25 protein-coding genes are annotated in these 21,859 nt (G+C 61.1%); 10 read left to right on the top strand and 15 right to left on the bottom strand.

Annotated features, from left to right (window positions below; translation table 11 throughout):
- Window positions 1-48: 48 nt before the first annotated feature.
- Both dxs and C7534_RS24805 read left to right on the top strand, forming a co-directional pair.
- Window positions 49-1,947 carry a 1-deoxy-D-xylulose-5-phosphate synthase gene (gene dxs / locus C7534_RS24815; RefSeq protein WP_109787337.1) on the top strand — a complete coding sequence of 633 codons (1,899 nt, stop codon included), beginning with the start codon at window positions 49-51 and terminating at the stop codon, window positions 1,945-1,947.
- 187 nt (window positions 1,948-2,134) lie between these two features.
- On the top strand, window positions 2,135-4,018 hold the full coding sequence (locus tag C7534_RS24805) for a TonB-dependent receptor domain-containing protein (protein WP_077431190.1): 1,884 nt from the start codon (window positions 2,135-2,137) through the stop codon (window positions 4,016-4,018).
- A gap of 166 nt (window positions 4,019-4,184) precedes the next feature.
- Here C7534_RS24805 and C7534_RS24800 read toward each other — a convergent pair whose 3' ends face one another.
- The 12 genes from C7534_RS24800 to nrdR form a co-directional block, all read right to left on the bottom strand.
- Window positions 4,185-4,985 (bottom strand): cobalamin-binding protein, encoded by an 801-nt coding sequence (locus C7534_RS24800; RefSeq protein WP_109787335.1) that lies wholly within the window; start codon window positions 4,983-4,985, stop codon window positions 4,185-4,187.
- Window positions 4,985-5,404, bottom strand: a complete 420-nt coding sequence (locus C7534_RS24795) for a hypothetical protein (protein ID WP_046028775.1) — start codon at window positions 5,402-5,404, stop codon at window positions 4,985-4,987. The genes C7534_RS24800 and C7534_RS24795 overlap by 1 nt, the downstream gene beginning before the upstream one ends.
- Window positions 5,401-6,018, bottom strand: coding sequence for a GTP cyclohydrolase II (gene ribA, locus C7534_RS24790; RefSeq protein WP_046028778.1), 618 nt, complete (start codon window positions 6,016-6,018; stop codon window positions 5,401-5,403). Before ribA ends, C7534_RS24795 begins: the two co-directional genes overlap by 4 nt.
- Window positions 6,019-6,300: 282 nt before the next feature.
- Complete coding sequence (locus C7534_RS24785) at window positions 6,301-7,032, bottom strand: substrate-binding periplasmic protein (protein WP_109787334.1); 732 nt, start codon at window positions 7,030-7,032, stop codon at window positions 6,301-6,303.
- A gap of 21 nt (window positions 7,033-7,053) precedes the next feature.
- Window positions 7,054-7,557, bottom strand: a complete 504-nt coding sequence (locus C7534_RS24780; protein ID WP_109787333.1) for a phosphatidylglycerophosphatase A family protein — start codon at window positions 7,555-7,557, stop codon at window positions 7,054-7,056.
- Window positions 7,554-8,519, bottom strand: a complete 966-nt coding sequence (gene thiL, locus C7534_RS24775; RefSeq protein ID WP_109787332.1) for a thiamine-phosphate kinase — start codon at window positions 8,517-8,519, stop codon at window positions 7,554-7,556. The genes C7534_RS24780 and thiL overlap by 4 nt, the downstream gene beginning before the upstream one ends.
- Before the next feature lie 18 nt (window positions 8,520-8,537).
- Window positions 8,538-9,038 carry a transcription antitermination factor NusB gene (gene nusB, locus C7534_RS24770; RefSeq protein ID WP_008033741.1) on the bottom strand — a complete coding sequence of 167 codons (501 nt, stop codon included), beginning with the start codon at window positions 9,036-9,038 and terminating at the stop codon, window positions 8,538-8,540.
- Window positions 9,035-9,511: a 6,7-dimethyl-8-ribityllumazine synthase gene (gene ribH, locus C7534_RS24765; protein WP_003185938.1), complete on the bottom strand. Its 477-nt coding sequence runs from the start codon at window positions 9,509-9,511 to the stop codon at window positions 9,035-9,037. The genes nusB and ribH overlap by 4 nt, the downstream gene beginning before the upstream one ends.
- Before the next feature lie 91 nt (window positions 9,512-9,602).
- Window positions 9,603-10,694 carry a bifunctional 3,4-dihydroxy-2-butanone-4-phosphate synthase/GTP cyclohydrolase II gene (ribBA, locus tag C7534_RS24760; protein WP_007944233.1) on the bottom strand — a complete coding sequence of 364 codons (1,092 nt, stop codon included), beginning with the start codon at window positions 10,692-10,694 and terminating at the stop codon, window positions 9,603-9,605.
- 16 nt (window positions 10,695-10,710) lie between these two features.
- Window positions 10,711-11,388, bottom strand: coding sequence for a riboflavin synthase (locus tag C7534_RS24755; RefSeq protein ID WP_109787331.1), 678 nt, complete (start codon window positions 11,386-11,388; stop codon window positions 10,711-10,713).
- Between the two features lie 46 nt (window positions 11,389-11,434).
- Window positions 11,435-12,568, bottom strand: coding sequence for a bifunctional diaminohydroxyphosphoribosylaminopyrimidine deaminase/5-amino-6-(5-phosphoribosylamino)uracil reductase RibD (gene ribD, locus C7534_RS24750; RefSeq protein WP_046028789.1), 1,134 nt, complete (start codon window positions 12,566-12,568; stop codon window positions 11,435-11,437).
- Entirely contained in the window at window positions 12,565-13,029 is a 465-nt protein-coding gene (nrdR, locus tag C7534_RS24745) for a transcriptional regulator NrdR (RefSeq protein WP_003228656.1), read from the bottom strand. The genes ribD and nrdR overlap by 4 nt, the downstream gene beginning before the upstream one ends.
- Before the next feature lie 127 nt (window positions 13,030-13,156).
- On the opposite strand from nrdR, the gene C7534_RS24740 reads away from it, so the two are divergent.
- The 3 genes from C7534_RS24740 to trxA are packed head-to-tail and all read left to right on the top strand — an operon-like array spanning window position 13,157 to window position 15,186.
- The gene (locus C7534_RS24740; RefSeq protein ID WP_046028791.1) at window positions 13,157-13,621 is read left to right on the top strand and encodes a YbaY family lipoprotein; all 465 of its coding nucleotides are present in this window, start codon (window positions 13,157-13,159) and stop codon (window positions 13,619-13,621) included.
- Window positions 13,618-14,274, top strand: a complete 657-nt coding sequence (locus C7534_RS24735) for a class I SAM-dependent methyltransferase (protein ID WP_109787330.1) — start codon at window positions 13,618-13,620, stop codon at window positions 14,272-14,274. Before C7534_RS24740 ends, C7534_RS24735 begins: the two co-directional genes overlap by 4 nt.
- Window positions 14,275-14,313: 39 nt before the next feature.
- Entirely contained in the window at window positions 14,314-15,186 is an 873-nt protein-coding gene (trxA, locus tag C7534_RS24730) for a thioredoxin (protein ID WP_109787329.1), read from the top strand.
- Between the two features lie 63 nt (window positions 15,187-15,249).
- Here trxA and C7534_RS24725 read toward each other — a convergent pair whose 3' ends face one another.
- On the bottom strand, window positions 15,250-15,603 hold the full coding sequence (locus C7534_RS24725; RefSeq protein WP_109787328.1) for a hypothetical protein: 354 nt from the start codon (window positions 15,601-15,603) through the stop codon (window positions 15,250-15,252).
- Window positions 15,604-15,737: 134 nt separating this feature from the next.
- On the opposite strand from C7534_RS24725, the gene C7534_RS24720 reads away from it, so the two are divergent.
- The 5 genes from C7534_RS24720 (at window position 15,738) to C7534_RS24700 (ending at window position 19,846) form a co-directional block, all read left to right on the top strand.
- Window positions 15,738-16,328, top strand: coding sequence for a DUF2796 domain-containing protein (locus tag C7534_RS24720; protein WP_109787327.1), 591 nt, complete (start codon window positions 15,738-15,740; stop codon window positions 16,326-16,328).
- Between the two features lie 131 nt (window positions 16,329-16,459).
- On the top strand, window positions 16,460-17,170 hold the full coding sequence (locus tag C7534_RS24715; RefSeq protein ID WP_046028882.1) for an ABC transporter ATP-binding protein: 711 nt from the start codon (window positions 16,460-16,462) through the stop codon (window positions 17,168-17,170).
- Window position 17,171: 1 nt separating this feature from the next.
- Window positions 17,172-18,437: an ABC transporter permease gene (locus C7534_RS24710; protein ID WP_077431186.1), complete on the top strand. Its 1,266-nt coding sequence runs from the start codon at window positions 17,172-17,174 to the stop codon at window positions 18,435-18,437.
- A gap of 11 nt (window positions 18,438-18,448) precedes the next feature.
- Window positions 18,449-18,967 (top strand): DUF3299 domain-containing protein, encoded by a 519-nt coding sequence (locus C7534_RS24705; RefSeq protein WP_109787326.1) that lies wholly within the window; start codon window positions 18,449-18,451, stop codon window positions 18,965-18,967.
- Between the two features lie 177 nt (window positions 18,968-19,144).
- Window positions 19,145-19,846, top strand: a complete 702-nt coding sequence (locus C7534_RS24700) for an OmpW/AlkL family protein (RefSeq protein WP_109787325.1) — start codon at window positions 19,145-19,147, stop codon at window positions 19,844-19,846.
- Between the two features lie 97 nt (window positions 19,847-19,943).
- Here the strand turns inward: C7534_RS24700 and C7534_RS24695 are convergent, their stop codons facing one another.
- Both C7534_RS24695 and C7534_RS24690 read right to left on the bottom strand, forming a co-directional pair.
- Entirely contained in the window at window positions 19,944-20,873 is a 930-nt protein-coding gene (locus C7534_RS24695; protein WP_109787324.1) for an NAD-dependent epimerase/dehydratase family protein, read from the bottom strand.
- Window positions 20,866-21,750, bottom strand: a complete 885-nt coding sequence (locus tag C7534_RS24690) for a sugar nucleotide-binding protein (RefSeq protein ID WP_077431185.1) — start codon at window positions 21,748-21,750, stop codon at window positions 20,866-20,868. Before C7534_RS24690 ends, C7534_RS24695 begins: the two co-directional genes overlap by 8 nt.
- Window positions 21,751-21,859: the final 109 nt, after the last annotated feature.

Here is a 21,859-nt window from a genome sequence, read left to right as displayed (position 1 = left end):
AGCATCAGGTAAACTGCCGCATCTTTTATACCTATAACGATTCGCCTGATGCCCACGACGTTTCATGAGATTCCCCGCAAACGCCCGACCACGCCCCTGCTCGACCGCGCCAACACGCCGGACGGCCTGCGCCGGTTAGGCGAAGCCGAGCTGGAAACCCTGGCCGATGAGTTGCGCCTGGAATTGCTCTACACGGTCGGTCAGACCGGCGGGCATTTCGGCGCCGGCCTGGGCGTCATCGAGCTGACCATCGCGCTGCATTACGTCTTTGACACCCCGGACGACCGGTTGGTGTGGGACGTGGGTCATCAGGCTTATCCGCACAAAATCCTCACCGGCCGTCGCGAGCGCATGGGCACCCTGCGCCAGAAGGATGGCGTCGCCGCCTTCCCGCGTCGTTCCGAGAGCGAGTACGACACCTTTGGCGTCGGCCACTCCAGCACCTCGATCAGCGCTGCACTGGGCATGGCGATTGCCGCCCGTCTGCAAAACAGCGATCGCAAGGCGATTGCAGTGATTGGCGACGGCGCGTTGACCGCCGGCATGGCGTTCGAGGCGCTGAACCATGCGCCGGAAGTGGACGCCAACATGCTGGTGATCCTCAACGACAACGACATGTCGATCTCGCGCAACGTCGGCGGGCTGTCGAACTACCTGGCGAAAATTCTTTCCAGCCGCACTTATGCGAGCATGCGTGAGGGCAGCAAAAAAGTTCTCTCGCGTCTTCCAGGCGCCTGGGAAATCGCCCGTCGCACCGAAGAATACGCAAAAGGCATGCTGGTACCCGGCACGCTGTTCGAAGAGCTGGGCTGGAACTACATCGGCCCGATCGATGGCCACGACCTGCCGACCCTGATCGCCACGTTGCGCAACATGCGCGACCTCAAGGGCCCGCAGTTCCTGCACGTCGTCACCAAGAAAGGCAAAGGCTTCGCCCCCGCTGAAGTCGACCCGATCGGTTACCACGCCATCACCAAACTCGAACCGCTGGACGCACCGGCCGCCGCGCCGAAGAAAGCCGGCGGGCCGAAGTATTCGGCGGTCTTTGGCGAATGGCTGTGCGACATGGCCGCGTCCGATCCACGCCTGGTCGGCATCACCCCGGCGATGAAAGAAGGCTCGGACCTGGTGGCGTTCAGCGAACGATTCCCGCTGCGCTACTTCGACGTGGCGATTGCCGAACAACACGCAGTAACCCTCGCCGCCGGCATGGCCTGCGAAGGCGCGAAACCGGTGGTGGCGATTTACTCGACCTTCCTGCAACGCGGCTACGACCAATTGATCCATGACGTCGCGGTGCAAAACCTCGACGTGCTGTTCGCCATCGACCGCGCCGGTCTGGTGGGCGAAGACGGCCCGACGCACGCCGGCAGCTTCGACCTGTCGTTCCTGCGCTGCATCCCCGGCATGCTGGTGATGACCCCGAGCGACGAAAACGAATTGCGTAAAATGCTCACCACCGGCCACCTCTACAACGGCCCGGCGGCAGTGCGCTATCCGCGCGGTTCGGGGCCGAACGCGCCCATCGAGAAGGACCTGCAACCGATCGAAATCGGCAAAGGCATCGTTCGTCGTCAGGGCAACAAAGCCGCCCTGCTGGTGTTCGGCGTGCAACTGGCCGAGGCGCTGAAAGTCGCCGAGACGCTGGATGCGACCGTGGTCGACATGCGTTTCGTCAAACCGCTGGATGAAGCGCTGGTTCGTGACATCGCCGCCAGCCATGAGCTGCTGGTGACCATCGAAGAAAACGCGATCATGGGCGGTGCCGGTGCCGCGGTCAGTGAATTCCTGGCGCGCGAGAACATCCTCAAGTCGGTGCTGCACCTGGGCTTGCCGGACCTCTACGTCGAACACGCCAAGCCTGCGCAGATGCTGGCCGAGTGCGGGCTGGACGAGGCCGGGATCGAAGCTTCGATCCGCGAACGCCTGCAACTGCTGAACCGCTAAATACACTCTCCCTGTGGGAGCGGCGGTGCGGCGATCCGACTTGCCCGCGAAAAGGCCGGCACATCCAACTTCAATGTTGATTGTGCCGACGCCTTCGCGGGCAAGTCGGATCGCCGCACCGCCGCTCCCACAGTGTTTTGTGGACCTATCAAAATTGTGTTCGCTAGAACGAGCCAACGGATTGCCAATGAAACTCTCCCCCCTCGCCCTGACGCTGACCCTGCTGCCGGCCGGCCAGTTGCTGGCCGATACCTTCGAACGCGATCAAGCCCTGAAGCTGCCGGACGTTCTGATCACTGCCAACCGTCAGGTTGAAGCGCGCAACGACAGCAGCGCCGCCAACACGGTATTCACCCGCGAAGACATCGACCGCCTGCAGCCGAACAGCATCACCGACCTGCTCAGCCGGGTGCCGGGTGTGCAAGTTGCGCAAACCGGCGGGCGCGGCAGTCTGCCGGGGGTTTACATTCGCGGCACTCAGTCGGCGCAAAGTCTGGTGCTGGTGGACGGTCAGCGCATCGGCAATTCGACGTCGGGCGACAGCAACCTGCAGCACATCAACATCGAACAGGTCGAGCGCGTGGAAGTGCTGCGCGGCTCCCGTTCGGTGATTTATGGCAGCGACGCTATCGGCGGGGTGATTCAGATCTTCACCCGCCGTGGTGACGAGCAAGGCCTGCAACCGCGGATGCACGTGGGATTTGGCAGTTACCAGACCTGGGAACGCAGCCTCGGGCTGTCCGGCGGCGATGAGAAAACCCGCTTCAATCTCGGTGCCAGCCTCAATGAAACCGCCGGGATCAATCGCACGCAGCAGTCGTTTCCCAGTGATGGCGATCACGATGAGTACCGCAATCAATCGGTCAGTTTCAGCGTGAGCCACGCGCTCACCGACGATCTCGAAATCGGCGCCAACGTCTTGGATAACCGGGGCAAAAGCGAGTTCGACAACCCGTTTGGCCGCTTCGACACCACCACTTTCGAGTCGGTCCAGCAGCAGCCTTCCAGCGATTTCGACGTGAGCAGCGTCAGCAGTTACGTCGATGCACGGGTCAACGACGCCTGGAAAACCCGCCTCGAATTCGGCCATAGCGAAAACCGCGAGAAAACCTCAGACAAGCTCAGCGATGAACGCAGCGTATTCAACACCTACCGCGACTCGGTGAACTGGCAGAACGACCTGACGCTCAACGACCGTAACAACCTGCTCCTGGGCGGCGACTGGTACGAAGACCGGGTCAACAGCAGCACGGCCTTCGATGAAGACAGTCGCTGGAACCGCGCGGCATTTTTCCAGCATCACTACCGTGCGGACAGTTTTTCCACTGAGCTGGGCCTGCGCCACGACGAGAACCAGCAGTTTGGGAGTCAGAACAGCTGGAGCGGCACCTTCACTTTGCCGCTGAACCCGGATAACGACGTACTGCTGAGCTACAGCGAAGGCTTTCGTGCGCCGACGTTCAATGACTTGTACTACCCGGATTTCAGCAACCCGGACCTGAAACCTGAAACGTCGAAAAGCTATGAACTGCAATGGCGCAGCCAGTTGACTGAAACCAGTCGACTGGAAGCGTCGCTATACCGCACGGACCTCGAAGACGCGATTATTTTCGGCAGCAACTCTCGGCCAGAGAACGTCGCTTCAGCACGGATCAACGGGTTTGAAGCTGCGTTGAAACAGGAGTTGTTCGGCTGGCAGAGCAACCTTGGCGTCGCAATCATCGACCCTCGCGATCGCGACACCGGCCACACCTTGGCTCGCCGGGCACGACGGACGTTGAGTCTGGACCTGGATCGACAGTTTGATCGCCTCGGTCTCGGTGCCAGTTGGCAAGCCGTCAGCAGCAGCTACGACGACTTGAACAATGAGCAGCCGTTGGGTGGGTATGCGTTGCTCGGATTGCGCAGCAGTTGGGAACTCGATCGTGAGATCAAGCTTGAGCTGAAGGTCGATAACCTGCTGGACAAAGGCTACAGCCGGGCCTTGTACAGCCACGACAGCAATCAGTATGGGTACCGCGAAGAGGGTCGGGCATTGATGTTCGGGGTGACCTGGACACCGGCAATTTAACCTGATCACCTGATCGTTCCCACGCTCCGCGTGGGAATACATCCTGTGACGCTCTGCGTCACAGCCTCAGAAGCGGACGCAGAGCGTCCATGGCGGCATTCCCACGCAGAGCGTGGGAACGATCAACGCAGAGCGTGGGAACGATCAACGCAGAACGCGGGAACGATCAGCGTGATGGTGCGATCAACTGGCACAGCTTGGCCGTCGCTTCGATCATTTGTCCACTCGGCCGCTCCAGGCCTTTGTCCGTTACCAGCAACAATTGCCCCTGCTTCACCGCCGCGACCTGCGACCACGCCTTCCACGCATCCAACTGCGCCTGATCACTGGCCAGAATCACCTCGGGATCACGCTGCAACACCGCTTCGACACTGACCTGCGGTGCCGGCAATGTCAGGTCGGCAAACACGTTGCGGGCGCCGCAGACCGCCAGCGCATCGCTGATGATCTGCCCGCCACCAACGGTGTACAACGGCCGGTCCCACACCTGATAGAACACCCGCAATGGCGTGTCTCGCCGATAGCGCAGACGCAATGCTTCCAGCCGCTGGTGCAAATCGGTAGCCAATGAACGTCCACGTTCCGGGCGGTCCAGTTGCTTGGCAATGGCTTCAATCTGCGTCGTCAGTTGTTCCAGCGAATGCGGTTCGGCGACGTAGGTGGGGATGTTCAATCGCTTGAGCTGCTCGCGCTGGGCCGGGCCAACGCTGCCCGGCCAGAGCAACAGCAAATCGGGTTTGAGACTGAGCAAGCGCTCCATATCCAACTGACCGTAGCGGCCCACCGAAGGCAGGTCTTTGAGTTCAGCGGGACGCTCACCGGCATCCAGGACACCGACCAGCAGGTCGGCTGATCCCAGTTCGACAACGATTTCAGAGAGGGACGGCGCCAGACTGACGACTCGTTCGACGGCAGCCGCCGAACCGCTGACGGCCAGCAGCAAAACCGCCAGCCAATAGCGCAACATCAGCCGAGTTGACGCGGAATACGGTAGAGGTAGAACAACACCGTGGTCGACAGTGCCAGCAACACCAATGGCACGGCTTCGAGGCCGACGAATACCGCCAGCGCGCCAATCCAGGCGGGCAATGCAGCCGCCAGGAACGCGGTACGCCGCTTGGCGGCCAGGGCGATCCAGGCAGCGGGCTCTTCAGGGGTGTCGAGGGCTTTTTGAGTGGCGATCAGCGCGTGCTTGTAGCCACCGAAAAACTTCAGGCTGACAAACATCGAGGCGACACCGGCGATGAACAATGGCATCGCCAGCACCGGCAGGATGGCCTCGCCCTGGCCAAACACACCGTTGATCACGAACAGCGGCAACAAGGCCAACGCCAGGTATTGCCACCAATTGAACGACAGTCGACGCCGAACCTGACCGCGGGTCACGCCCGATCCGCCTCGCCCTGATGCTCGTTGCCCATCATGTGGTCGAGCTTGCTGGCCTTGGTGGCCAGGTAAAGTTTGTTGTGCGGGTTATGGCCGGTGTGCAGCGGCACGCGCTCGGCCACCACGATGCCCATGTCGGTCAAGGCTTTGACCTTGCGTGGGTTGTTGGTCATCAGGCGCACGGACTTCACCCCCAGGTGCTCAAGCATCGGCAGGCACATGGCGTAGTCGCGCTGGTCGGCGGCAAAGCCCAGACGCTCGTTGGCTTCAACGGTGTCGGCACCGCCGTCCTGCAACTCATAGGCGCGGATCTTGTTCAGCAGGCCAATGCCACGGCCTTCCTGGCGCAAATACAGCAATACGCCACGGCCTTCACGGGCGATGGCCTGCAAGGCGGCTTCAAGTTGCGAACCGCAGTCGCAACGCTGGCTGAACAAGGCATCGCCCGTCAGGCACTCGGAGTGCAGCCGGCCGAGTACCGGGGCACCGTCGGCGAAATCACCCAGGCTCAGCACGACATGCTCGCGGCCAGTGGCTTCATCGAGAAAGCCATGCATGGTGAATTGCGCAAAAGGCGTTGGCAGCTTGGAAGCGGCGACAAAAACGACAGGCACCGGTGTGCTCCTGATCATAATTACTGGAGATTCGCAGACGCGGCATTGTAACAGCAGGTTCCTACAGACGCTTAGGCTGAATTATGGGACATAACGATCAAAATGTTAGATCTCAGACGCCTGACGCCCGGCGTGCAGATCCCCTGTAGCAGCTGGCGAAGCCTGCGTTCGGCGGCGCAGCCGTCGTGAAACCTGCACACTCGATCAGTCTGATACACCGCGCCACCTGAATTTACGACGGCTGCGCCGCCGAACGCAGGCTTCGCCAGCGGCTACATGTGTTCAGTTCGCGTCAAAGGGGTAAGGCTGTTTCCAGCGCTCGAAGATCGGCTTCAACTGACCGCTTTTCACCAGCGTATCCATGCGCTGGTCAAACAACTCCATCAACGTACGAGCCCTGGGCGTATTGGCGAAGCACAGGTAAAGCGGCAATTCTGCGATAGGCGTGCGACGGAACAGGGAGGGATCTTTGGCCCGCTTGAGGACGTAATCGATCTCGGTCAGCGCATCGATGTAAAAGTCGGCACGGTCGTGAATCAGCATCGACAAAATGCCGGTGCGCCGAATGACCTCGTTATAGCGACGCACGTTGGGCAGGTAATTCTGGTACTCGTAACCGCGGACCCAGGCCAGTCGATAGTTGCCGAGGGTCTGCGGGGTCGGCACAGGATGACTGGCCAGGCCCAGGGCATAGATGTGATCGGTATCGTAATTCCAGCGCGGATATAGCAGGTCGCTGACGTCATTGTGATACGCGCCGACACAGGCATCCACGTCACCGCGCTGGGTCAGGCCCACGGCGCGGGTATAAGGTTCAATGCGGATGTCCAGCTTGACCCCGGCCGGCTCGAAGATAGCCCGCAACACGTCCCAGCCAAGGCCATGCCCGTCAGCAGCGGTGTAGTCTTCCCATTCTTCGCTGGCCAGATGAATCACGGTCGGCGGCTCGTCCCCCGCCTGTGCAAGCGAGCAAAACAGGGCGAAAAACATCACCACCAACCCGCGCAGAGCCATCCTGAACCCTCTCTTCGCCCATCAGGCGAACATCCGTACCAGCCCTTGCATCGCCAACCAGGCAAATACGCCTGCCAACACGTCGTCGAGCATGATCCCGACGCCGCCATGCACATGCCGGTCGATCCAGCGAATCGGCCAGGGCTTGAGAATGTCGAAGAAGCGAAACATCAGGAAACCCGCCAGCAACCAGTACCAACCTTCCGGCACCAGCCACAGGGTGATCCACATCCCGACCATTTCGTCCCAGACGATGCCCTCGTGGTCGTGCACTCGCAAATCGTCGGCTACTTTGCCGCACAGCCAGAAGCCGAACAGCATGGTGATGCCGAGCATCAGCCAGTAACCCCAATCGGGCAGCATCTGCCACAACGGAATAAAAGGTAGCGCAACCAACGAACCCCAGGTGCCCGGTGCTTTTGGCAGGGTGCCCGAGCCGAAGCCGAACGCCAGGAAGTGCCAGGGATTGCGCCAGACCGATGGCGGTACGAACTCCGCCGGGACCTGTTTGGGATGATCTGTCACGGTGTCTCCCGAAAATGTTGATAGCCCCGGGTTTGCGGGGTGATGTCTTGTCCTGCGGCGTCCAGCAGTTGCACGCCCTGCCCCGACACAACGCGCCCGATCACATGGATTGGCCAGCCATCGGTCAGCAAGGCAGGCAATTCGACGGACGGCAGGGTAAAGGCCAGCACGTAATCGTCGCCGCCACTCAGGGCAGCCATTTCAGCATCGGACTGGCCGAGGAAGGCGACCAATGCCTTCGACAAAGGCAACTTACTACGCTCGACCTGAATGCCGACCTGCGAGGCGAGCGCAATATGCCCGCAATCGGCGAGCAAGCCGTCGGAGATATCGAGCGCCGATGTCGCCTTGCCACGCAACGCCTGGCCCAACGCGAGTTGCGGTTGTGGCGCCCAGTAGTGCGCCAGCAATGGCTCGGCAATGGCCGTCTCGGTCATCCGCTGGCCAAGCACCAGAGGAAGTGCCCCGGCCGCATTGCCCAACTCGCCACCGACGCACAACAAATCGCCCGGCTTCGCGCCACTGCGGGTCAGCGCCTGACCGACCGGCACACGGCCAAACACGGTCATGGTCAGGCTCAGCGGCCCACGGGTGGTATCGCCGCCCACCAGCGCCACGCCGCAGCCTTGCGCCATCAGGTTCAAACCACGGGCATAGGCTTGCAGCCAATCGGCGGTCACCGTCGGCAAGGTCAGGGCAAGGGTAAAGGCAACGGGGGTGGCGCCCATGGCGGCCAGATCGCTGACCGCTACGGCCAGCGAGCGCTGACCGAGCAGAAACGGATCGCAAGGGTCGGCGAAATGTACACCGGCCACCAGCGTATCGGTAGAAATCGCCAACTGCTCCCCGGGGGGAACAGCCAGCAAGGCGCAGTCATCGCCGATTCCAAGGGCAACGCCTTCGCCGCCCTGCGCACAAGGCGCGGCGGCGAAGAAATTGCGGATCAGCTCAAACTCGCCCATCGCAGACCCAAGCGCTAATTAGCGCTTGAACGCCTTGACTTCAGCTTCACGCAGACGTGGGGCCAGCTTGTCGAGTACACCGTTGACGAACTTGTGGCCGTCGGTGGAACCGAAGACTTTTGCCAGTTCGATACCTTCGTTGATCACAACGCGGTACGGCACGTCGACGCGCTCGAGCAGTTCCCAGGTGGACAGGCGCAATACCGCCAGTTCAACCGGGTCCAGTTCTTCGATGGTCAGGTCGAGGCAAGGCTTGAGCGCCGCATCGATCTTGTCCTTCTGTGCCGGAACCCCGTGGAGGATTTCACGGAAGTAGGCACCGTCGACATCACTGAAATCGTTATCGACCCGAAACTGCGCTTCGATCTCGTTCAACGACTGCTTGGCCATGTGCCATTGGTACAGCGCCTGAGTTGCGAGCTGACGGGCTTCGCGACGCTTGACGCTTTTCGATGGCTTGCCGGCATCCGCAGGCTTTGGATCGCGCGGGTTGAAACGATCGCTTTCGTCGCTAATCACTTGGCCTCCAACTGCGCCAGCAGGCTGACCATTTCCAGAGCGGACAGGGCAGCTTCGGCACCTTTGTTACCGGCTTTGGTGCCGGAACGTTCGATGGCTTGTTCGATGGAATCAACGGTCAGCACGCCGAACGCGACTGGAACGCCAAATTCCATGGACACCTGGGCCAGGCCCTTGGTGCATTCGCCCGCCACGTATTCGAAGTGCGGAGTACCGCCACGAATGACCGCGCCCAGGGCGATGATTGCCGCGTATTCGCCCTTCTGAGCGACTTTCTGCGCAACCAGCGGAATTTCGAAGGCGCCAGGAGCGCGGATGATGGTGATGTCGCTTTCGCTTACGCCGTGGCGAACCAGGGCATCCACTGCACCGCTGACCAGACTTTCAACGACGAAGCTGTTGAAACGGCCCACTACCAAAGCGTAGCGGCCTTTAGGGGCGATGAAGGTACCTTCGATGGTCTTCAGGGTCATTCGTTAGATCTCTTAAAGAGCCGGGACGCGTTTTCTACGCGTCCCTCAGTGATGTGTTAACCGCGAATCAAGGACTGGAAATAACCGGTCATTATTCGGAGGGCACGTATTCTACAACTTCCAGATCGAAACCGGATATCGCATTAAATTTCATTGGCGCACTCATCAGACGCATTTTGCGCACGCCCAGGTCCCGAAGGATCTGCGAACCGGCACCGACGATGCTGTAGGTGGTCGGTTTTTTCACCGCCGCCTGGTCAGCGGTTTCGCGGATGTGCGCCAGCAACACGTCGCCATCCAGCGGGTGACCGAGCAACAGCACCACGCCGCTGCCAGCCTCGGCAACCGCGGCCATGGCGGCGCGCAGGCTCCAGCGGCCCGGCTGCTTGACCATCAACAGGTCGCGCAGGGGGTCCATGTTGTGCACCCGAACCAGCGTTGGTTCTTCGGCGCAGACAGTGCCCAGGGTCAGTGCCATGTGCACGTCGCCTTCCACGGAATCACGATAGGTCACCAGGTTGAATTGGCCCAGTTCGCTGTCCAGTGGCTGCTCGGCAATCCGCTGAACGGTACGTTCGTGGATCATCCGGTAGTGGATCAGGTCGGCGATGGTGCCGATCTTGATGTCGTGTTCAGCGGCGAACGCTTCAAGTTCAGCACGACGGGACATGGTGCCGTCGTCGTTCATCACTTCGCAGATCACGCCGCTCGGCTCGAAACCGGCCATGCGCGCCAGGTCACAGGCCGCTTCAGTGTGGCCTGCGCGAGCGAGGGTGCCGCCGGCCTGGGCCATCAGCGGGAAGATGTGACCCGGGCTGACGATGTCTTCAGCCTTGGCGTCTTTGGCGGCAGCGGCTTGCACGGTGCGCGCACGATCGGCAGCGGAGATGCCGGTGGTCACGCCTTCGGCGGCTTCGATGGAGACGGTGAACTTGGTGCCGAAACCGGAACCATTGCGTGGCGCCATCAGCGGCAGCTTCAGCAGCTCGCAACGCTCGCGGCTCATCGGCATGCAGATCAAGCCACGGGCGTGCTTGGCCATGAAATTGATGTGCTCGGGCTTGCAGCACTCGGCGGCCATGATCAGGTCGCCTTCGTTCTCGCGGTCTTCGTCATCCATGAGGATGACCATCTTGCCTTGGCGGATGTCTTCAACCAGTTCTTCGATGCTATTGAGCGCCACAAGGCACCCCCTTGAGTCAGGATTTGAGGTAGCCGTTGGCGGCCAGAAAGCTTTCGGTAATGGTGCTGCCAGGCTTTTGCGAAGAGCTCGGCTCGGCGGCCTTGTCGCCCAACAGCAGGCGCTCCAGGTAACGGGCCAGCAAGTCGACTTCCAGATTCACCCGGCGACCTGGCTGGTACGACGCCATGATGGTTTCGCTCAGGGTATGCGGGATGATCGTCAGCATAAATTCGGCGCCATCGACCGCGTTCACGGTCAGGCTGGTGCCGTCGACGGTGATCGAGCCTTTATGGGCGATGTACTTGGCCAGTTCTTTCGGCGCACGGATGCGGAATTCCACGGCACGCGCGTTTTCGGTGCGGGCAACCACTTCACCCACGCCATCGACGTGACCGCTGACCAGATGCCCGCCGAGGCGAGTGGTCGGGGTCAGGGCTTTTTCCAGGTTCACCGGGCTGCCGCTTTTAAGGTCGTTCATGGCGGTGCAGTCGAGGGTTTCGCGGCTGACGTCGGCGGCAAAGCCGTTGCCCGGCAGTTCAACCGCCGTCAGGCACACGCCGTTGACCGCGATGCTGTCACCCAGCTTGACGTCGCTCAGGTCGAGCTTGCCGGTTTCTACGTGGACCCGCACATCTCCGCCTTTTGGGGTCAATGCACGAATACTGCCGATGGATTCGATAATGCCGGTAAACATGGAGTCCTCCTCGAGAACAAAGCCGTCGCTAGGCTGCGGCCAGGAATTATACGCTCGCGGCTGGCGAAGGAATGGCTGTGACCCGCCAGTCATCGCCAACCGCGCGAATTTCGGTGATTTTAAGCTCGGGCGCATCCTTCATTTGCGCGAGCGGCCAGTCGAGCAGCGGTCGCGCCGAAGAACCCAGAAACTTGCCGGCGATGAAAATCTGGAACTCATCCACCAGGCCTTGCTGAGCGAATGCGCCCGCCAGGCGCGGGCCGGCTTCGACCAACACCTCATTGACGCCACGGGCGGCGAGCTCGACCAGCAATTGCCGCAGATCGACCTGACCATCGTAGCCGGGCACGATCAGGCATTCCGGGCCGTTGGCGTACTGTTCTTCCACTGCCACGCAGGTGGCGACCAGCGCCGGGCCGGCCTTGAAGAACGGCGCATCCAGCGGCACCCGCAGGCGACCATCGATCAATACGCGCAGCGGCGGACGGCTCATGGCCAACGCGGTTTGCTGCGCATCCAGGCCCAACTCGTCAGCGCGCACGGTCAGACGGGCGTTGTCCGCCAGTACCGTGTCGGCGCCGGTCAGCACCACGCTGGCCTGGGCACGCAGCCGCTGCACCGCCGAACGCGCGGCGGGGCCGGTGATCCACTGGCTCTCGCCGCTTTCCATCGCCGTGCGACCGTCCAGGCTCATGGCCAACTTGACCCGCACGAACGGCAAGCCGTGTTCCATGCGCTTAAGGAAGCCTTCGTTGAGCTTGCGCGCTTCGCCTTCCAGCACGCCGCTTTCGGCGGCGATACCGGCTTGGGCCAGACGTTGCAGACCGCGACCGGCGACGTCCGGGTTCGGGTCCTGCATCGCCGCGACCACACGGGCAACCCCGGCAGTCACCAGCGCATCGGCGCAGGGCGGCGTGCGGCCGTGATGGCTGCAAGGCTCAAGTGTCACGTAGGCCGTGGCGCCCCGGGCCAATTCACCGGCGGCGCGCAAGGCGTGGACTTCGGCGTGAGGCTCACCGGCGCGCTCATGCCAGCCTTCACCGACAATCTGCCCGTCACGCACAATCACACAGCCGACCCGCGGGTTGGGATGCGTCGTGTAATGACCTTTGCGCGCCAGTTCCAGCGCGCGGGCCATGTAATGGGCGTCGAGGATGGCGAGTTCGGCGGGTGTGCTCATTCTTTCACCGGCTCACGGGCCAGGCGATCGATCTCTTCGCGGAACTCGTTGAGGTCCTGGAAGCGGCGATACACCGAAGCGAAGCGGATATAGGCGACTTCGTCGAGCTTTTGCAGCTCGGCCATCACCAGCTCACCGACCACGAGGGATTTGACCTCGCGTTCGCCAGTGGCGCGCAGTTTGTGTTTGATGTGCACCAGCGACGATTCGAGGCGCTCGACACTCACCGGGCGCTTCTCCAGCGCTCGCTGCATGCCGGCACGCAGTTTTTCTTCGTCGAACGGCTGGCGACTGCCGTCGGTTTTGATCAGGCGCGGCAACACCAGTTCGGCGGTCTCAAACGTCGTGAAACGCTCGCCGCAGGCCAGGCATTCACGCCGGCGGCGCACCTGTTCGCCCTCGGCGACCAGACGCGAGTCGATGACCTTGGTGTCGTTGGCACCGCAGAAGGGACAGTGCATGGTGGCAGGCAACAAAAAAAGGGAGGGCCATGGTAGCGCATCCCGGTGGCAAGACAAGCCATAGGGTTTGCGGTATACAGTCGGCTATAGCGCTTGATCCGTGGATTTCATCTTGCTGGAGCCATAAATGTCCTTAAGACCGCTCGTTTTGCTCAGTCTTTTCAGCCTGCTGGTGGCCTGCGGCAGCGATGCGCCCAAGCCCCAGCCACCGACACCCGGCCCGGCACCGCAAGCTGCGCAGAAAAAAGCGCAGGAGTCGGCCAACCTCGGACCGCTGCCGGCGTATCAACGTGAGTTGAGCGGCACCCTGCAAGGCGTGCCGGCCGGCGCCGAAGTCGAACTGGCGTTGCTGGTGATCGACGAGAAAGATCGCCCGCAGCAATTGCTCGCCAGTTCCAGCCTGATCGGCACCAATCAAGTGTTGCCGTTTCATCTACGCTTCAACCCGGACTCCTTCCCGAGCGGTGCTCGCGTTGAACTGCGCGGCCGCGCCAGCCAGTCCGGCCAGCTGATTTTGCATCTGCCGTCGCAGGTCATTTCGCAGCCAACGACACAGGCACTGGGTCAGCTGCAATTTGTCAAAGCACCATGATTGCACCGCTCGACCTGCAACAGGCCTTGGGTGAACTGCTGGGTGATGCGCACCTTGTCCCTGTTGCATTGCCCGATACCGACCTGAAGCTCTGGCTAATCGACGGCGACAACATGGACCGTGCGTTCAGCCCTGAAGAAACCCGACGGATTCTGCATGAGCCGCCGTACTGGAGTTTCTGCTGGGCCAGCGGCCTGGCGGTGGCGCGCTATCTCGTCGAATTCCCCGAGTGGGTCAAAGGCAAGCGGGTACTGGACTTCGGCGCGGGTTCGGGTATCGCGGGAATTGCCGCGGTGAAAGCCGGCGCCCTCGAAGTTGTGGCCTGTGATCTCGATCCGCTGGCCATTGCCGCGTGCCGGGCGAATGCCGAACTCAATGACGTACAGCTCAACTATTCGGCAGATTTTTTCGCCGAGGCCGACCGGTTCGATCTGATTCTGGTAGCGGACGTGCTGTACGACCGGGCGAATTTGCCCTTGCTCGATGAGTTTTTAACGCGCGGCAATGAGGCGCTGGTGGCCGACTCGCGTGTCAGGGATTTCCGTCACCCGTTGTATCAACGCATCGAGATGCTGGAAGCGATGACCCTGCCGGATCTGGCCGAACCCGAAGAGTTTCGGCATGTGAGCCTCTACCACGCGCGGCGTACCTAGCCTTATAGTTGCCACATTCACGCTTTTACGAGATCCCCCATGAGTCAGGAAACGCCGTACATCTTCGACGCCACGACTGCCGATTTCGACCAGTCGGTGATCGAGAACTCCTTCCACAAACCGGTGCTGGTGGATTTCTGGGCCGAATGGTGTGCGCCCTGCAAAGTGCTGATGCCGATGCTGCAGACCATCGCCGAAAGCTATCAGGGCGAGTTGCTGCTGGCCAAAGTCAACTGCGACCTGGAACAAGACATCGTTGCCCGTTTCGGTATTCGCAGCCTGCCGACCGTGGTGCTGTTCAAGGATGGCCAACCGGTTGACGGTTTTGCCGGTGCGCAACCGGAATCCGCCGTGCGCACGATGCTTGAGCCTCACGTACAAATGCCGCCTCCGGCCGCCTCCGACCCGTTCGAGCAGGCTCAGGCCTTGTTCGATGACAGTCGTTTCGCCGACGCCGAAGCCGTGCTCAAAGTGCTGCTGGGCGAAGACAACACCAATGCCAAAGCACTGATCCTCTACGCCCGCTGCCTCACCGAGCGTGGCGAGTTGGGTGAAGCGCAAACCGTGCTCGACGCGGTCAAGAGCGATGAACACAAAGCGGCCCTGGCCGGCGCCAAGGCGCAGATCCAGTTTCTCGGCCAGGCCAAGGACCTGCCGGATGCGGCGGACCTGAAAGCACGGCTGGCGAAAAACCCGCTGGATGATGAAGCCGTGTATCAGCTGGCGGTTCAGCAATTGGCTCGCCAGCAGTACGAAGCGGCCCTGGATGCGTTGCTCAAGCTGTTCATCCGCAATCGCAGCTACAGCGAAGGCTTGCCGCACAAGACCTTGCTGCAAGTGTTCGAACTGCTGGGCAATGACCACCCGCTGGTGACTACGTACCGTCGCAAACTGTTTGCCGCGCTGTATTAAGTCACCTTGTAGGAGCACGGCTTGCCGGCGATGGCGCCCTAAATATCGCCATCGCGAGCAAGCTCAGCTCCTACCTGGCGCTTGCCAGCTGTAGAGCGGCGTATCCCCGCCGCTCGACACCTTCACATCGGCACTATGGCGCAAGCGCACCAACAGGCGTTTGCCCGACGCCGCACTACCGGTCAGCCCTTCCAGTTGCTCGAGCAAATCCGGCCCGCTCATTTGTCCGGCCTTGCGCAACAAGTCCTTGGCGATCTGCCACAGCGCATCATCCTGATTCAGTGGTTTGGCCGCAGCCGCGCTAGCCTCGGGCTTGCTCACCTGCAACTGCGCACCGAGCCGCGCCCAATCACCGTCATCCATCTCCAGCGTCAAATCCACCGGCCAGTCGCCGATGCTTCCGCGTATTCGCAACATGAGTCTGCTCCTGCACATTTCTGACTTGCATGCTCCCATGGGACTTGTGCAACGCCAAGCAGGCGGTCAAACTCTCCACGCTTACGTTATAAGATTACATAACAAATTATTCATCTTACTGCCGGAGACCCACCATGCACCGTCTGCTGCTCGCTTTGCCGTTTGCCTTGTTGCCATTGGCCGCCGCCCACGCCGCCGAGGAGCATGATCACGAGCACGGCAGCCTTGGCGCTCACGAACATGGTGTCGCGCGCTTGAACGCGGCGCTGGACGGCCAGACCCTGGAGCTTGAACTGGAAAGCCCGGCGATGAACCTGGTGGGCTTCGAACACGCGGCCACCACCGACGCCGATAAAGCCAAGGTCGCTGCGGCCCGGGCACAATTGGAGAAACCGCTGGCGCTGTTCAATCTGCCGAAAGCCGCCGGTTGCGTAGTCGCCATGCAGGAACTGGAAAGCCCGTTGTTCGGCGACAAACCTGACGCCGATGATGATCACGACGAAGATGAAACGGACAAGGACGGTCATGAACATCATCACGACCACAGCGAGATCCACGCTCATTACCAATTCACCTGCGCAGCTCCGGGTGCACTGAAGAACCTCGACCTGGCAACTATTTTCAACACGTTCCCGGCGACCCAGAAAATTCAGGTACAACTGATCAGCCCGAGCGGCCAGCAAGGCGTCGAAGTGACCGCCAAGACTGCTGCCCTGAAATACTGAATCCACCCCGATCCTGTAGGAGCAAGGCTTGCCCGCGATAAAGACGTCGCAGGTTTCGATTAGACCGCGTCATCGTTCATCGCGGGCAAGCCATGCTCCTACAGGTCATCAACACCCATGAAATCGGCGCTATGACCCAAGCACTCATCGAACTGTCCGACCTGGGCTTCAGCTGGCCCGGTCACCCGCCGTTGCTGGACATCCCGGCGTTTCGCCTGGAGCCTGGCGAAACCCTGTTCCTCAAAGGCCCCAGCGGCAGTGGTAAAACCACCCTGCTCGGCCTGCTCGGCGGCGTGCAGAAACCTGATCGCGGGAGCATTCGGCTGCTCGGACAGGAATTGACCGAACTGGGTGCCGGCGCACGCGACCGTTTCCGCGTCGATCACACCGGGTACATCTTTCAGCAATTCAATTTGCTGCCCTTCCTGTCGGTTCGCGAAAACGTCGAACTGCCCTGCCACTTCTCCAGGTTGCGCGCCGAACGGGCGAAACAGCGCCACGGCAGTGTCGATCAGGCGGCGGCCACCCTGCTCGCCCATTTGGGTTTGAAGGACGAAAGCATCCTCAGCCGACGCGCCGATTCGCTGTCCATCGGCCAACAGCAACGAGTGGCCGCCGCGCGAGCGCTGATCGGCCAGCCGGAACTGGTCATCGCCGACGAACCGACATCAGCCCTGGACTACGACGCTCGGGAAAACTTCATTCGCCTGTTGTTCGCCGAATGCCGTGAAGCCGGCTCTAGCCTGTTGTTTGTCAGCCACGACCAGAGCCTGGCACCGCTGTTTGATCGCAACCTGTCGCTGGCCGAACTCAATCGCGCCGCCACGCCTGCAGAGGTCTGAGATGTATTTGTTTCGTCTTGCCATGGCCAGTCTGGCTAACCGGCGCTTCACCGCGATACTCACCGCGTTCGCCATCGCCCTGTCGGTGTGCCTGCTGTTGGCCGTGGAGCGCGTGCGCACCGAAGCCAAAGCCAGTTTTGCCAGCACCATCAGCGGCACCGACCTGATCGTCGGCGCACGCTCCGGTTCGGTGAACCTGTTGCTCTACTCGGTGTTTCGCATCGGCAATGCCACCAACAATATTCGCTGGGACAGCTTCGAACACTTCGCCAACAACCCGAAAGTGAAGTGGGCGATTCCAATGTCCCTCGGCGACTCCCATCGCGGCTACCGGGTGATGGGCACCACCGAGGCGTACTTCGAGCATTACCAGTACGGCCATCAGCAACACCTGGAACTGGCCGACGGCCGCGCTTTCGCCACCGACCCGTTTGAAGTAGTACTCGGCGCCGAAGTCGCGGATGCGCTGCACTACAAACTCGGCGACAAACTGGTGTTGGCCCACGGCGTGGCGGTGATCAGCCTGGTCAAGCACGACGACAAACCGTTCACCGTGGTCGGCATCCTCAAACGCACCGGCACGCCCGTGGACCGCACGTTGCACATCAGCCTTGGCGGCATGGAGGCGATCCATGTCGACTGGCACAACGGCGTGCCGGCACAAGGAAAAGGCCGAATCAGTGCCGATCAGGCACGCAACATGGACCTCACGCCGCAAGCGATCACCGCGTTCATGCTCGGCCTCAACAGCAAGATTTCGACCTTTGCGTTGCAACGTGAAATCAACGAATTCCGTGGTGAACCGATGCTGGCGATCCTGCCCGGCGTGGCGCTTCAAGAGCTGTGGAGTTTGATGAGCACGGCGGAAAAAGCCTTGTTCGTGGTTTCACTGTTCGTGGTGCTGACCGGGTTGATCGGCATGCTCACGGCGATTCTCACCAGCCTGAATGAACGTCGCCGCGAGATGGCGATTCTGCGCTCAGTCGGCGCCCGGCCCTGGCACATCGCGACCTTGCTGGTGCTTGAGGCCTTTGCCTTGGCGCTGTCCGGGGTGATTGCCGGCGTGGCGCTGCTGTATGTGTGCATCGCCGCCGCCCAGGGTTACGTGCAAGCCAATTACGGTTTGTACCTGCCGCTGGCGTGGCCGAGCGAGTATGAATGGACGCTGCTCGGTGGCATCCTGATCGCCGCTTTGTTGATGGGCAGCGTGCCGGCCTGGCGCGCGTATCGCCAATCGTTGGCCGATGGCCTGTCGATCCGACTATGAGGACGTTGAACATGCCCCGCGCCTTGCTTGCGCTGCTGATGCTGGTCGCCCTGCCCCTGTGGGCGGCCGAGCCGAAAGACCTGACCTGGTCGGAAATGATCCCGCCGGACGCCGCGCCGGAAGTGCCGAACATGACGCCGCTGCACGACTTGTCGCAGATGAGCAGCACGCTGTCTGCCGAGTCAGCGCCCGCCGCCAAGCAGGACATGCCCAATGCGCCGGTGGTGAGCAGCCTTGATGGCCAGAACATTCGCCTGCCGGGCTACATCGTGCCGCTGGAAGTCGGTGAAGACGGGCGTACCACCGAGTTTTTGCTGGTGCCGTATTTCGGCGCCTGCATCCATGTGCCGCCACCACCGTCAAACCAGATCGTGCATGTAAAAAGCGAAGTCGGCGTGAAGCTTGATGAGCTGTATCAGCCGTACTGGATCGAGGGCGCGATGCAGGTCAAGGCGTCGACCAGTGAGCTGGCGGATGCCGGGTATCAGATGGAAGCGGACAAGATTTATGTGTATGAATTGCCCGAATGAATCCGGTAATTCTGAGTCACTCACAAGGGTGCGACGATTCGACATGACCGCGATGGGGCTATCAAATTCACCACAAAACCCGGTCATCACAGTTTCATTGAGCTGAATCAAAAGACCGTATCAGGCAGCTTTGTACCATTGGACATCAAAAATTTTTAACGTCCTTTGGAGCCTCCCATGCACAAGTCTTTGCTCAGTGCCTCGCTGATTACCCTCGCGCTCGCCGCCCCGCTCGCCCACGCCTTCGAGGCAGGCGATATCCTGATTCGTGCCGGTGCAATCACCGTCAACCCTAAAGCCGACAGCTCCAGCGTCAAGGTCGACCAGGGCCCGTTGGCCGGTACCAACCTGGGTGGCAAGGCCACCATGGACAGCGACACGCAACTGGGCCTGAACTTTGCCTACATGCTGGACAGCCACTGGGGGATCGAGCTGTTGGCGGCCACTCCGTTCGAGCATGACGTGAAACTCAAAGGCACTGCCCTGGGCTCAGCGGCCAACGGTAAACTCGGCACTCTGAAACACCTGCCACCGACCTTGAGCGTCGTGTACTACCCGCTGGACCCGAAGTCCGCTTTCCAGCCGTATCTCGGCGCCGGTATCAACTACACCGTGATCTACGACGAACACGTCGGCAGCGAAGCGCAGGCCAAGGGCTTCAGCAACTTCGAAGCGGATAACTCCTGGGGCATGGCGTTCCAGGTCGGCGCCGATTACATGATCACCGACAACATCTTGCTCAACGCCCAGGTGCGCTACATCGACATCGACACCACTGCGACCGTGGAAAACAACGGGATTGCGCCGGGCACTCGGGCCAAGGTCGACGTGGATGTAGACCCGTTCGTCTACATGGTAGGCCTGGGCTACAAGTTCTAAAGGTACATTCACGTGGTGGTGAATCGATCGCTCCCATGCTCTGCGTGGGAACGATCAGCAACAAAAAAGGCGCCTTAACAGGCGCCTTTTCTATTGGCTATCGTCCCAGCAACCGGGCCAATCCAACACTCATCGGTGTTTGCCCGGGTACGACAAAACGCTCCAGCAAACGCCGGTTACTCGCTCGCGAATGACGGATGTCACCGGAACGTGCCGGGCCAAAGCTCACGGGGGGCAGCTGGCCCACCACCGTCTCAAGGGCTTCGAGCATTTGCTTGAGACTGGTCGCCTGGTTCCAGCCGACATTCACCGCGCCGACTTCAACCTGCGGCATTTCGATGGCTTGCACCAGCAGGTCCACCAGATCCTCGACGTAAACGAAATCACGCGTCTGCTCACCGTCACCGAAAACAGTGATCGGCAGGCCATTTTGCGCCCGCTCGCCGAAAATACTGATCACCCCGGAATACGGCGAGGACGGGTCCTGACGCGGGCCGAAAATGTTGAAGAAGCGGAAAATCACCGGTTCCAGCGCATGCTGGCGGCGGTAGAAATCGAAGTAGTGCTCACTCGCCAACTTGTCCGACGCGTAGGGCGTCAAGGGCGCCTTGGGGGTGTCCTCATCGATCGATTCACCTTCGCCATTGTTGCCGTAGACCGCCGCGCTGGAAGCGAACAGCACGCGTTTGACGCCTGCCTGGCGCATGGCTTCGCAGACATTCAGCGAGCCGACGAAGTTGCTCTGATGAGTCTTCACCGGATCATCCACCGACGCTTGCACCGAGGCCACTGCCGCCAAGTGCGCCACAGCGCTGCAACCGACCATCGCCTGAGCCACGAGCGACGCATCGGCGACATCACCGACAATCAATTCCAGGTTGGGGTTATCCATCGGCAGGTTGCTGCGTTTGCCGGTGGACAAGTCATCGAGAATGCGCACCGAATGCCCTTTGGCGAGCAAGGCATCGGTCAGGTGCGAACCGATAAAACCGGCGCCGCCGGTGATAAAAACAGGGCCGTCAGCCATGGCGATAAAACCTGTCCAGTAAGCCCGGGAGTGCCGCGCGCCAGGCGCGGGGCTTGATCCCGAACGTGTGCAAAATTTTCTTGCAGGCCAGCACCGCGTGTTGTGGCTCTTCGGCGGCATCCGGTCGCGCGGCGTGAGCCTGGGCCGTCGGCGCTTCGATGGCCAACGGATGCAGGCTGCGTGCTTCAGTCAGGATGGCCTGCCCCAGCGCCAGCGGCGTGGTCGCCTCATGCCCGGCGTAATGATAGGTGCCCCACAGCGGCGCTGCACAATCGAGTTGTTTGAGCACCGAAATGATCACCCGGGCTGCATCGTCGACCGGAGTCGGGTTGCCCCGGCGGTCGTCGGCCAACAACAGTTCGTCAGGCGTTTCCGCTCGTGCAAGGAAGCGCCCGAGCGTGCCGTCAGGGCTGTCATCGAGCAACCAGCCAAAACGCAGCAGTACGTGCTGTGGACAGGTTGCGCGAACGCTTTGTTCGATGCGCCACAGTGACTGACCGCGTAGCCCCAGAGGAACCGGCTCATCTTTTTCGCTGTAGGCGGTGGCACGCGAGCCATCAAACACACGATAGCTCGAGGGTTGCAGCAGAACGATGTTGTGATGCTGGCACAGTTCGGCCAGACGCTCGATCGACCGCTCCTGCCCGGCCAGACGCATTTCGCTGACCGTCTCTGCCTGAAACCAGTCGAAGTAGTAGGCGAGGTTGATCAACGCGTCCGGACGGGTGTCGTCGAGCAGTTGCGTCAGGCTCGCGGCATCCCAGCCGTCTTGCGGGGGGCGGGGGGCGAGGAAACCGATGTCTTCCTCCGCACCGAGGCGAATCAGCGCCTGCCCAAGGGCATTTCCGCCGCCCAGTAACATAAGGCGCATTCGCATAGAGTCAGCAGGCCCAGTCTGATTGGAACGATGGCTTTATCGACAATGCCCGCAGGCAATGCCGTTGATAGTTGCCGGAATCGTTGCATTTTGCGGGTTTAGTGCGCAA

Source organism: Pseudomonas sp. OV226, assembly GCF_003148705.1.
Taxonomy (GTDB): domain Bacteria; phylum Pseudomonadota; class Gammaproteobacteria; order Pseudomonadales; family Pseudomonadaceae; genus Aquipseudomonas.
This window is presented reverse-complemented; position numbering and strand designations above follow the sequence as displayed.

Coding starts and splice junctions, on each gene's coding strand:
- thiL (WP_109787332.1), bottom strand. CDS start 8,519: ATGGGCGAGTTTGAGCTGATCCGCAATTTCTTCGCCGCCGCGCCTTGT.
- C7534_RS24705 (WP_109787326.1), top strand. CDS start 18,449: ATGCCCCGCGCCTTGCTTGCGCTGCTGATGCTGGTCGCCCTGCCCCTG.
- C7534_RS24740 (WP_046028791.1), top strand. CDS start 13,157: ATGTCCTTAAGACCGCTCGTTTTGCTCAGTCTTTTCAGCCTGCTGGTG.
- ribD (WP_046028789.1), bottom strand. CDS start 12,568: ATGAGCACACCCGCCGAACTCGCCATCCTCGACGCCCATTACATGGCC.
- trxA (WP_109787329.1), top strand. CDS start 14,314: ATGAGTCAGGAAACGCCGTACATCTTCGACGCCACGACTGCCGATTTC.
- C7534_RS24695 (WP_109787324.1), bottom strand. CDS start 20,873: ATGGCTGACGGCCCTGTTTTTATCACCGGCGGCGCCGGTTTTATCGGT.
- C7534_RS24735 (WP_109787330.1), top strand. CDS start 13,618: ATGATTGCACCGCTCGACCTGCAACAGGCCTTGGGTGAACTGCTGGGT.
- C7534_RS24710 (WP_077431186.1), top strand. CDS start 17,172: ATGTATTTGTTTCGTCTTGCCATGGCCAGTCTGGCTAACCGGCGCTTC.
- nrdR (WP_003228656.1), bottom strand. CDS start 13,029: ATGCACTGTCCCTTCTGCGGTGCCAACGACACCAAGGTCATCGACTCG.
- C7534_RS24800 (WP_109787335.1), bottom strand. CDS start 4,985: ATGTTGCGCTATTGGCTGGCGGTTTTGCTGCTGGCCGTCAGCGGTTCG.
- dxs (WP_109787337.1), top strand. CDS start 49: ATGCCCACGACGTTTCATGAGATTCCCCGCAAACGCCCGACCACGCCC.
- C7534_RS24715 (WP_046028882.1), top strand. CDS start 16,460: ATGACCCAAGCACTCATCGAACTGTCCGACCTGGGCTTCAGCTGGCCC.
- C7534_RS24755 (WP_109787331.1), bottom strand. CDS start 11,388: ATGTTTACCGGCATTATCGAATCCATCGGCAGTATTCGTGCATTGACC.
- ribH (WP_003185938.1), bottom strand. CDS start 9,511: ATGACCCTGAAGACCATCGAAGGTACCTTCATCGCCCCTAAAGGCCGC.
- C7534_RS24785 (WP_109787334.1), bottom strand. CDS start 7,032: ATGGCTCTGCGCGGGTTGGTGGTGATGTTTTTCGCCCTGTTTTGCTCG.
- C7534_RS24805 (WP_077431190.1), top strand. CDS start 2,135: ATGAAACTCTCCCCCCTCGCCCTGACGCTGACCCTGCTGCCGGCCGGC.
- C7534_RS24700 (WP_109787325.1), top strand. CDS start 19,145: ATGCACAAGTCTTTGCTCAGTGCCTCGCTGATTACCCTCGCGCTCGCC.
- C7534_RS24690 (WP_077431185.1), bottom strand. CDS start 21,750: ATGCGAATGCGCCTTATGTTACTGGGCGGCGGAAATGCCCTTGGGCAG.
- C7534_RS24720 (WP_109787327.1), top strand. CDS start 15,738: ATGCACCGTCTGCTGCTCGCTTTGCCGTTTGCCTTGTTGCCATTGGCC.
- C7534_RS24725 (WP_109787328.1), bottom strand. CDS start 15,603: ATGTTGCGAATACGCGGAAGCATCGGCGACTGGCCGGTGGATTTGACG.